This window comes from Mycobacterium sp. (genome assembly GCF_036273375.1).
In the GTDB taxonomy this organism is placed as follows: domain Bacteria; phylum Actinomycetota; class Actinomycetes; order Mycobacteriales; family Mycobacteriaceae; genus Mycobacterium.
Map to the genome: position 1 here is coordinate 1 of NZ_DASUHS010000097.1, position 10669 is coordinate 10669.

Genomic DNA, 10669 nt, shown 5'->3' on the forward strand with positions numbered 1-10669 from the left:
GGCTCCCGACAGGGCCTGGCGCAGGGGTACGGTCTGCGGCTGGCCGATCGGCTGGTCGACGCCGTCAACGCCGCGCTGCAAACCAACGTCGGCAACATATACGAGGCGTTCCTGCAGGGCTTCCGCGACCTCTTCACCGAGCTGTCGGCGGACCCACTGGTGATCTCGCTGCTCACCGGGGTGGCCAAGCCCGACCTGCTGCAGATCATCACCACCGACAGCGCGCCCATCATCAACCGCGCCTCCGAACGGCTGACCACGGCACTCACCCACAGCTGGGTGGCCACCAGTGACGAGGACGCCGGGGTGCTGGCGCGCGCCATCGTGCGGCTGGCACTCAGCTACGTGTCGATGCCGCCCGAGGCGGACCACGACGTGGCGTCCGACCTGGCCCGGATGATGACTCCGTTCGCGGAGCGTCACGGCGTCATCAACGTTCCCTGACCCGCAAGGCCCGCCGACCCGCGACTACAGTGGCCCAAGAACATACCTAAGCTAATTACCGCTTAAATCCGAGCGAGCCGAAAAAGGAAGAACACGTTATGACGACGACCGAAAACGCACTCACCCCCGACGTTCGAAACGGCATCGATTTCAAGGTCGCCGATCTGTCGTTGGCGGATTACGGTCGCCGGGACATCGAGCTCTCCGAACAGGAGATGCCGGGTCTGATGTCGCTGCGCCGCGAGTACCACGACGTGCAGCCGCTCAAGGGGGCGCGCATCTCGGGTTCGCTGCACATGACCGTGCAGACCGCGGTGCTGATCGAGACCCTCGTCGCGCTGGGCGCCGAGGTGCGCTGGGCGTCCTGCAACATCTTCTCCACCCAGGACCACGCCGCCGCCGCGGTGGTCGTCGGCCCGCATGGCACCCCGGAGGAGCCCAAGGGCGTTCCGGTGTACGCGTGGAAGGGTGAGACGCTCGAGGAGTACTGGTGGGCGGCCGAGCAGGTGCTGACCTGGCCCGACGAGCCGGCCAACATGATCCTGGACGACGGCGGCGACGCCACCATGCTGGTGCTGCGTGGTGCGCAGTACGAGAAGGCCGGCGTGGTGCCGCCGGACGAGGAAGACGACTCGACCGAGCACCGGGTGTTCCTGAACCTGCTGCGCGAGCGCTTCGAGACCGATAAGGACAAGTGGTCCAAGATCGCCGCGTCGATCAAGGGCGTCTCCGAGGAGACCACCACCGGCGTGCTGCGTCTCTACCAGTTCGCCGCCGCCGGCGACCTGGCGTTCCCGGCGATCAACGTCAACGACTCGGTCACCAAGAGCAAGTTCGACAACAAGTACGGCTGCCGGCACTCGCTGATCGACGGCATCAACCGCGGCACCGACGTGCTGATCGGCGGCAAGAAGGTGCTGGTCTGCGGTTACGGCGACGTCGGTAAGGGTTCCGCCGAGTCGGTGGCCGGCCAGGGCGCGCGGGTGACCGTCACCGAGATCGACCCGATCAACGCCCTGCAGGCGCTGATGGAGGGCTTCGACGTCAAGCGGGTGGAGGACGTGATCGGCGAGGCCGACATCATCATCACCACCACCGGCAACAAGGACATCATCACCCTCGAGCACATGAAGGCGATGAAGGACAAGGCGATCCTGGGCAACATCGGTCACTTCGACAACGAGATCCAGATCGCCCGGCTGGAGCGCTCCGGCGCCACCAAGACCAACATCCGCCCGCAGGTCGACCTGTGGACCTTCCCCGACACCGGCAAGTCGATCATCGTGCTGTCCGAGGGCCGGCTGCTGAATTTGGGTAACGCGACGGGGCACCCGTCCTTCGTGATGAGCAACAGCTTCTCCAACCAGGTGATCGCCCAGATCGAGCTGTGGACCAAGAACGACGAGTACGACAACGAGGTCTACCGGCTGCCCAAGCACCTCGACGAGAAGGTGGCCCGCATCCACGTCGAAGCCCTCGGCGGCGAGCTGACCAAGCTCACCAAGGAGCAGGCCGAGTACATCGGCGTCGACGTCGACGGCCCCTACAAGGCCGACCACTACCGCTACTGAGGCATGGCTTCGGCTGCCGAGCGTGAAATTAACTTCACGTTCGACGTCGAGAGTGAGTGCAGCTTCACGATCAGCACGGCGCAGATAGGCTCGCGCCGTGCTGATTGCTATTGAGGGGGTCGACGGCGCCGGCAAGCGAACGCTCACCGAGGGCCTGCGCGGGGCGTTTCAGGCGGACGGCAAGTCGGTCGCCATGCTGGCCTTCCCGCGTTACGGGCAATCGGTGACCGCCGACATCGCGGCCGAGGCCCTGCACGGCGAGCACGGCGACCTCGCGTCCTCGGTGTATGCGATGGCGATGCTGTTTGCGCTGGACCGTGCGGGGGCGGTCGATGACATTGATGCGCTGCGCCGCGAGCACGACGTGGTGATCATGGATCGTTACGTCGCCTCCAACGCCGCATACACCGCCGCCCGCCTGCACCAGGACGCCGCCGGGCCGGCCGTCGAATGGATACACGCGCTGGAATATCAGCGCCTCGGGCTGCCCGCGCCCGACTGGCAGGTGCTGCTCGCTGTGCCGGCCGAACTGGCCAGGCGGCGCGCCCGCAGCCGGGCCGAGTCCGATCCGGGCCGGGTGCGCGACAGCTACGAACGCGACGACGGGCTTCAGCAACGCACCGGCGCGGTCTACGCCGAACTGGCGGCCGCGGGCTGGGGTGGCCGCTGGCTGAGCGTCGACGCGGACGTCGATCCGGGGCGGCTGGCCGCCGATTTGGCCGCCAATTAGCACAGGTTTGTCACGATTCGGCCGTTTCGAAAGAGAAACGCCCGTGTGGTGTCCGAGTTTTGTCCCGATCTGGTGACACCATGGACTCCATGAGGCAAAGGATTTTGGTCGTCGATGACGACGCTTCGCTAGCCGAGATGCTCACCATCGTGCTTCGTGGGGAGGGTTTCGACACCGCGGTCATCGGTGACGGCACCCAGGCCCTGACTGCGGTGCGCGAACTGCGCCCCGATTTGGTGTTGTTGGACCTGATGCTGCCCGGCATGAACGGCATCGACGTGTGCCGGGTGTTGCGCGCCGATTCCGGCGTGCCGATCGTGATGCTGACCGCCAAGACGGACACCGTCGACGTGGTCCTTGGCCTCGAGTCGGGTGCCGACGACTACATCATGAAGCCGTTCAAGCCGAAGGAACTGGTGGCCCGGGTGCGGGCACGGCTGCGGCGCAACGACGACGAGCCGGCCGAGATGCTGTCCATCGCCGACGTCGAGATCGATGTGCCGGCGCACAAGGTCACGCGCAACGGCGAGCAGATCTCCCTGACACCGCTGGAATTCGACTTGCTGGTGGCGTTGGCGCGGAAACCGCGGCAGGTGTTTACTCGTGATGTGCTGCTCGAACAGGTGTGGGGCTATCGTCACCCGGCGGATACCCGCCTGGTGAACGTGCACGTCCAGCGTCTGCGGGCCAAGGTTGAGAAAGACCCTGAGAACCCGACCGTGGTATTGACCGTTCGAGGAGTGGGTTACAAGGCCGGACCTCCGTGACCGCAGGCGACGATGCAGAGCGCCGCGATCCTGGAGCGCGGCGCTCCAGCACCGGTAGCCACCATGTGAAACGTCGTGAAGAGGGGGAGCGCCGGCGGTGATCTGGGGCTCCCGGCGACGTACTCGGAGCCGCTGGGGGCGCTCCGGCCCCATGACTCGTGGCATGGGTACGGTCAGTCGGGCCGTGGCCATTGCCTGGCGACGCTCGCTGCAGCTGCGGGTGGTGGCGCTGACGCTGGGGCTGTCCCTCGCGGTTATTTTGGCGCTCGGCTTCGTATTGACCAGTCAGGTCACCAATCGCGTGCTCGACGTCAAGGTCAAGGCCGCCATCGAGCAGATCGAGCGGGCGCGCACCACCGTGGGCGGGATCGTCAACGGCGAAGAGGCGCGTTCGTTGGACAGCAGCCTCCAGCTGGCGCGTACCACCCTGACCTCCAAGACCGATCCGGCCTCGGGTGCGGGGCTGGCCGGCACCTTCGACGCGGTGCTGATGGTGCCGGGCGACGGCCCGCGCGCGGCGACCACGGCCGGCCCCGTCGACCAGGTGCCCAATTCCCTGCGCGGCTTCGTCAAGGCCGGGCAGGCGTCCTACCAGTACGCCGCCGTGCACACCGACGGTTTCTCCGGACCGGCGCTGATCGTCGGTACGCCGGCGTCGTCTCAGGTGGCCAACCTGGAGCTGTACCTGATCTTCCCGCTGAAGAACGAGCAGGCCACCATCCAGCTGGTGCGCGGCACCATGATCACCGGCGGCGCGGTGCTGCTGGTGCTGCTGGCCGGGATCGCTCTGCTGGTGTCGCGGCAGGTGGTGGTGCCGGTGCGATCGGCGTCGCGCATCGCCGAACGGTTCGCCGAAGGCCATCTGTCCGAACGCATGCCGGTGCGCGGCGAGGACGACATGGCGCGCCTGGCCATGTCGTTCAACGACATGGCCGAGAGCCTGTCGCGCCAGATCACCCAGCTGGAGGAGTTCGGTAATCTGCAGCGCCGCTTCACATCCGACGTGAGCCACGAGCTGCGCACCCCGCTGACCACGGTGCGGATGGCCGCCGACCTGATCTATGACCACAGCGCCGACCTGGACCCGACGCTGGCGCGCTCCACCGAGCTGATGGTCAACGAGCTGGACCGGTTCGAGTCGCTGCTCAACGACCTGCTCGAGATCTCCCGGCACGACGCGGGTGTCGCCGAGCTGTCCGTCGAGGCCGTCGACCTGCGCACCACCGTGCAGAACGCGCTGGGCAACGTGGGGCATCTGGCCGAAGACGCCGGCATCGAACTGAAGGTGAATCTGCCGGCCGAAGAGGTGATCGCCGAGGTCGACACGCGCCGAGTCGAGCGCATCCTGCGCAACCTGATCGCCAATGCCATCGACCACGCCGAGCACAGGCCGGTCAAGATCCGGATGGCCGCCGACGAGGACACGGTTGCCGTCACCGTCCGCGACTACGGGGTCGGGCTGCGACCGGGTGAGGAGAAGCTGGTGTTCAGCCGATTCTGGCGGGCCGACCCCTCGCGGGTGCGCCGCTCTGGCGGCACCGGGCTCGGCCTGGCGATCAGCATCGAGGACGCGCGTCTGCACCAGGGCAGGCTGGAGGCGTGGGGTGAACCGGGTGACGGCTCGTGCTTCCGGCTGACGCTGCCGCTGGTTCGCGGCCACAAGGTCACCACCAGCCCGCTGCCTATGAAACCAATCCCGCAGCCGACGCAACCCGCCCCGCAGGCCGCTGGGCCCGAGCGCAAGGAACGCCAGCAGCGCCAGCCTGAGCACGCCGAGAGGACCCTGTGATGCGGCGGTTGTTGGGTCTGCTGATGCTGGCCATGGCGCTCGCCGGCTGCGCCGGGGTGCCCAGCTCGTCGGCGCCCCAAGCCATCGGCACCGTCGAGCGGCCGGCGCCGTCGAACCTACCCAAGCCGACCCCGGGCATGGACCCCGACGTGCTGCTGCGCGAATTCTTCAAGGCCACCGCCGATCCCGCGAACCGGCATCTGGCTGCGCGGCAGTTCCTCACCCAGTCAGCGTCCAACGCCTGGGACGATGCCGGTAGCGCGCTGTTGATCGACCATGTGGTGTTCGTCGAAACACGTGCGGCCGAACGTGTTTCGGCGACCATGCGGGCGGATATCCTGGGTTCGCTGTCCGACGTGGGAGTGTTCGAGACCGCCGAGGGTGTACTGCCCGACCCCGGGCCGATCGAATTGGTCAAGACCTCCGGCGGTTGGCGCATCGACCGGTTGCCCAACGGAGTGTTCCTGGACTGGCAGCAGTTTCAGTCGACCTACAAGCGCAACACGCTGTACTTCGACGACCCGACCGGCAAAACGGTGGTTCCCGACCCGCGCTACGTCGCGGTGCCCGACCAGGACCAGTTGGCCACCGAGCTGATCTCCAAGCTGATCGCCGGGCCGCGGCCCGAGATGGCGCACACGGTCCGCAACCTGCTTGCCCCGCCACTGCGGCTACGCGGGCCGGTGACCCGGGCCGACGGCGGCAAGAACGGCATCGGGCGCGGTTACGGCGGTGCGCGCGTCGATCTCGAGAAGCTGTCCACCACCGATCCGCACAGCCGGCAATTGCTTGCGGCACAGATCATTTGGACCCTGGCCAGGGCCGACATCCGTGGACCGTATGTGATCAGCGCCGACGGCGCGCCGCTGGACGACCGGTTCCGCGACGGGTGGACCACCTCCGACGTCGCGGCCACCGATCCCGGCGCGGCCGACGGCGCCGGCGCGGGGCTGCATGCCCTGGTGAACGGCTCACTGGTGTCGCTGGACGGCCAGCACACCGTCATGGTGGCCGGCGCGTTCGGGCGCATGGGCGACCAGACCGGCGCGGCGCTGTCGCGCAGCGGCCGGCAGGTGGCGTCGGTGGTGACGCTGCATCGCGGTGCCCCGGACATGGCCGCGTCCTTGTGGATCGGTGATCTCGGCCAGGAGGCGGTGCAGTCCGCCGACGGGCACACCCTGTCGCGGCCGACCTGGTCGCTGGACGACGTGGTCTGGGTGGTGGTCGACGGCAACAACGTGTTGCGGGCGATTCAGGAGCCGGCCTCCGGGCAACCCGCACGCCTTCCGGTGGATTCGGTGGCGGTGGCCACCCGGTTCCCGGGGCCGATCACCGACCTGCAGCTGTCCCGCGATAGCACCCGCGCCGCGATGGTGATCGGCGGCCAGGTGATTCTCGCCAGCGTCGAGCAGACCCAGGCCGGACAGTACGCCCTGACCTTCCCGCGCCGGCTCGGTTTCGGGTTGGGCAATTCGGTGGTGTCGCTGTCGTGGCGCACCGGTGACGACATCGTGGTGACCCGTACCGACGCCGGCCATCCGGTGTCTTACGTGAACATCGACGGGGTGAACTCCGACGCGCCGCCGCACGGTCTGCAGATGCCGGTGACGACCGTGGTCGCCAACCCGTCGACGGCCTACGTCGCGGGTCCGCAAGGGGTGCAGCAGTATTCGCCGTCGGCCGACGGTCAGCAGGGTTGGTCGGATGTGCCCGGGCTGACGGTGCCCGGGGCGGCCCCGGTGCTGCCGGGCTAGCTGATCGCCGCGGCGCGGGACCTGTCACACCCGGCCGGCACACTGGCGCCATGCTGGATCTGTTCCTGCCGGCTGAATGCGGCGGCTGTGGGGCGCCGTCGACCCGCTGGTGCGACGCGTGCGCCTTCGAGCTGTCGGTGACCGCCGATCAGCCGCATGTGGTGAACCCGCGCATCGACCCGGAGGTCCCGGTGTTCGCGCTGGGCCGCTACGCCAACGCACGCCGGCACGCGATCCTGGCGCTCAAGGAGCAGGGCCGCGCCGATCTCGTCGAACCGCTGGCGCGCGCATTGGCCATCGGGGTGCACCGGCTGCTGTCGTGGGGGATCGTGCCGACCCCGCTGACCGTCGTGCCCGCACCGACCCGGCGTTCGGCCGCGCGCCGGCGCGGCGGTGACCCCGTGGCCCGGCTGGCGCGCGCCGCGGTGGCGCGGCATCCGGAGATCACCGTGGCGCCGGCCTTGCGGCTCAAGGCGCTGACGCGCGACTCGGTGGGCCTGGGCACCACCGCGCGCGAGCGCAACGTCGCCGGCCGGGTGGTGCTGCGCGCCCCACCGCCGCGCACCGAAGTCATGGTCGTCGACGACATCGTCACCACTGGAGCGACCGCGCGCGAGTCGGTAAGAATCCTGCAGGCCGCCGGAGTTCGGGTCGCCGCGGTGCTGGCGATCGCCGCGGTCTGACTCTGCCGCGGGTGGGCCCAACCCATAAACCAGCCAAGAGGATGTGAAGAACTCGCAACAGCTCGACCAAATTAGTGGCATCGGCAGGCGAACACGAGCTAACGTCGAGAACAACGAGAACGACTCATCGGTCTGACTCACTGGTCGTGATTTTCCAGGTGAGACCCATCCGCGGGAGGGGGTGAGTAATCGACACTTTTGCTCCGGCGGGCAGCCTGCGGCGGTAGCCAGTCTCGAACCGCTCCCCACCTCGTCGGCGCGTTAAGCAGCCGGGCACGCAGGGCGCGTGTGACGTGAAAAAGAGAAACGAGTTGTCACGTATGTCAAGGCTATCCGTGGATTCCGGTCAAATTCTGGACCAACCGCCCGTCACCGACGAGCAAGCCCCACCGACAACCACCGCCGACGTTGTGTTCAAGGGCCGCAACGTAGAAATCCCCGATCATTACCGTCTGTACGTCTCGCACAAACTCGCTCGCCTCGAGCGGTTCGATCGCTCCATCTATCTTTTCGATGTCGAGCTCAAGCACGCGCCCAACCGGCGTCAGCGCAAATCCTGTCAGCGCGTGGAAATCACCGCCCGTGGCCGCGGCCCGGTGACCCGGGCGGAAGCCTGCGCCAATAGTTTCTACGCCGCGTTCGAGTCCGCGGTCGACAAGCTGGAGAACCGGCTGCGCCGCGTCAAGGACCGCCGCAAGGTGCACTACGGCGACAAGACCCCGGTGTCACTGGCCGCCGCCACCGCGGTGCCGCCACCCATCCCGCCGCGCAGCGCGTCCCAGCCCCCGCCGGCCGAGCATGACGGCGTGGAGCCCGACCACGAGCCCGGACGGATCGTGCGGACCAAGGAGCACCCGGCCACGCCGATGACGGTCGACGACGCGCTCTACGAGATGGAGCTCGTCGGACACGACTTCTTCTTGTTCCACGACAAGCAGAGCGAACGCCCCTGCGTGGTCTACCGACGGCACGGCTACGACTACGGGCTGATCAGGCTCTCCTGACGGGTCCTCAGGCGGCGACCCGCTGCGCCCGGCAGTGCCGCGCCCCCGATCGCCGCTGCGGCGGCCATCGGGGGCTCGTCGCCTACCATGGGAGTCGCTCAATGCAAGACTCCTACCAACAGGGGACATAGCTGTGCTGTCGAAGTTGCTGCGCCTTGGCGAAGGTCGCATGCTCAAGCGTCTCAAGCGGGTGTCTGACTACGTCAACACCTTGTCCGACGAGATCGAGAAGCTCACCGACGCCGAGTTGCGGGCCAAGACCGATGAGTTCAAGAAGCGGCACGCCGACGGCGAAAGCCTCGACGACCTGCTGCCGGAGGCCTTCGCGGTGGCGCGGGAGGCGGCCTGGCGGGTGCTCGACCAGCGGCCCTTCGACGTGCAGGTGATGGGCGCGGCGGCGCTGCACTTCGGCAACGTCGCCGAGATGAAGACCGGTGAGGGCAAGACGCTGACCTCGGTGCTGCCGGCCTACCTCAATGGCATCGGCGGCAAGGGCGTGCACGTCGTCACCGTCAACGACTACCTGGCTAAACGTGACAGCGAGTGGATGGGCCGCGTGCACCGCTTCCTCGGCCTGGACGTCGGCGTGATCCTCGCGCAGATGACACCCGATGAGCGCCGGGTCGCCTACCACGCCGACATCACCTACGGCACCAACAATGAGTTCGGGTTCGACTACCTGCGCGACAACATGGCGCATTCGCTCGAGGACCTGGTGCAGCGCGGGCACAACTTCGCCATCGTCGACGAGGTCGACTCCATCCTGATCGACGAGGCCCGCACCCCGCTGATCATCTCCGGCCCCGCCGACGGTGCCTCGAACTGGTACTCCGAGTTCGCCCGGCTGGCGCCGCTGATGGAGAAGGACACCCACTACGAGGTGGACCTGCGCAAACGCACCGTCGGCGTGCACGAGCTGGGCGTGGAGTTCGTCGAGGACCAGCTCGGCATCGACAACCTCTACGAGGCCGCCAACTCGCCGCTGGTCAGCTACCTCAACAACGCGCTGAAGGCCAAGGAGCTGTTCAACCGCGACAAGGACTACATCGTGCGCGACGGCGAGGTCCTGATCGTCGATGAGTTCACCGGGCGCGTGCTCTACGGCCGCCGCTACAACGAGGGCATGCACCAGGCCATCGAGGCCAAGGAGCATGTCGAGATCAAGGCCGAGAACCAGACGCTGGCCACCATCACGCTGCAGAACTATTTCCGGCTCTACGACAAGCTGGCCGGCATGACCGGCACCGCCCAGACCGAGGCGGCCGAGCTGCACGAGATCTACAAGCTCGGCGTGGTCAGCATCCCGACCAACAAGCCGATGATCCGCGCCGACCAGTCCGACCTGATCTACAAGACCGAGGAGGCCAAGTACATCGCGGTCGTCGACGACGTCACCGAGCGCTACGAGAAGGGCCAGCCGGTGCTGATCGGCACCACCAGCGTCGAGCGGTCGGAGTACCTGTCGCGGCAGTTCACCAAGCGGCGCCTTCCGCACAACGTGCTCAACGCCAAGTACCACGAGCAGGAGGCGGGCATCATCGCCGAGGCGGGCCGTCGCGGCGCGATCACCGTCGCCACCAACATGGCTGGCCGCGGTACCGACATCGTGCTCGGCGGCAACGTCGACTTCCTGGCCGACAAGCGGCTGCGCGAGCAGGGCCTCGACCCCGTCGAGACCGCTGACGACTACGAGGCGGCATGGCACGAGGTGCTACCCCAGGTGAAGGAGGCAGCCGCGGAGGAAGCCGAGGAAGTCATCGCCGCGGGCGGCCTCTATGTCCTCGGCACCGAACGTCACGAGTCGCGCCGTATCGACAACCAGCTGCGTGGCCGATCCGGCCGCCAGGGCGACCCAGGCGAGTCGCGGTTCTACCTGTCGTTGGGTGACGATCTCATGATTCGCTTCAACGGCGAGCGCGTCGCTGCG

Annotated in this window: 9 protein-coding genes; all 9 read left to right on the plus strand. The window is 67.6% G+C overall.

What is annotated here, in order from left to right:
* The coding region (alkX, locus tag VFW69_RS09515) for a TetR family transcriptional regulator AlkX (RefSeq protein WP_526500496.1) at nt 1-444 on the plus strand (444 nt) is incomplete at its 5' end.
* Nucleotides 445-542: 98 nt separating this feature from the next.
* The gene (gene ahcY, locus VFW69_RS09520) at nt 543-2015 is read left to right on the plus strand and encodes an adenosylhomocysteinase (RefSeq protein ID WP_526500498.1); all 1473 of its coding nucleotides are present in this window, start codon (nt 543-545) and stop codon (nt 2013-2015) included.
* Between the two features lie 97 nt (nt 2016-2112).
* Nucleotides 2113-2745 (plus strand): dTMP kinase, encoded by a 633-nt coding sequence (locus VFW69_RS09525; protein WP_526500500.1) that lies wholly within the window; start codon nt 2113-2115, stop codon nt 2743-2745.
* Nucleotides 2746-2825: 80 nt separating this feature from the next.
* Nucleotides 2826-3512 (plus strand): two-component system response regulator MtrA, encoded by a 687-nt coding sequence (gene mtrA / locus VFW69_RS09530; RefSeq protein WP_007168097.1) that lies wholly within the window; start codon nt 2826-2828, stop codon nt 3510-3512.
* A gap of 97 nt (nt 3513-3609) precedes the next feature.
* Nucleotides 3610-5301 (plus strand): MtrAB system histidine kinase MtrB, encoded by a 1692-nt coding sequence (gene mtrB / locus VFW69_RS09535; protein WP_526500507.1) that lies wholly within the window; start codon nt 3610-3612, stop codon nt 5299-5301.
* Entirely contained in the window at nt 5301-7055 is a 1755-nt protein-coding gene (gene lpqB, locus VFW69_RS09540; RefSeq protein ID WP_526500509.1) for an MtrAB system accessory lipoprotein LpqB, read from the plus strand. The genes mtrB and lpqB overlap by 1 nt, the downstream gene beginning before the upstream one ends.
* Nucleotides 7056-7105: 50 nt before the next feature.
* Entirely contained in the window at nt 7106-7738 is a 633-nt protein-coding gene (locus tag VFW69_RS09545; RefSeq protein WP_526500511.1) for a ComF family protein, read from the plus strand.
* A 335-nt stretch (nt 7739-8073) separates the two neighbouring features.
* Complete coding sequence (gene hpf / locus VFW69_RS09550) at nt 8074-8742, plus strand: ribosome hibernation-promoting factor, HPF/YfiA family (RefSeq protein ID WP_526500515.1); 669 nt, start codon at nt 8074-8076, stop codon at nt 8740-8742.
* 133 nt (nt 8743-8875) lie between these two features.
* The coding region (gene secA, locus VFW69_RS09555; RefSeq protein ID WP_526500513.1) for a preprotein translocase subunit SecA at nt 8876-10669 on the plus strand (1794 nt) is incomplete at its 3' end.

Coding starts and splice junctions, on each gene's coding strand:
- VFW69_RS09545 (WP_526500511.1), top strand. CDS start 7,106: ATGCTGGATCTGTTCCTGCCGGCTGAATGCGGCGGCTGTGGGGCGCCG.
- lpqB (WP_526500509.1), top strand. CDS start 5,301: ATGCGGCGGTTGTTGGGTCTGCTGATGCTGGCCATGGCGCTCGCCGGC.
- ahcY (WP_526500498.1), top strand. CDS start 543: ATGACGACGACCGAAAACGCACTCACCCCCGACGTTCGAAACGGCATC.
- mtrA (WP_007168097.1), top strand. CDS start 2,826: ATGGACTCCATGAGGCAAAGGATTTTGGTCGTCGATGACGACGCTTCG.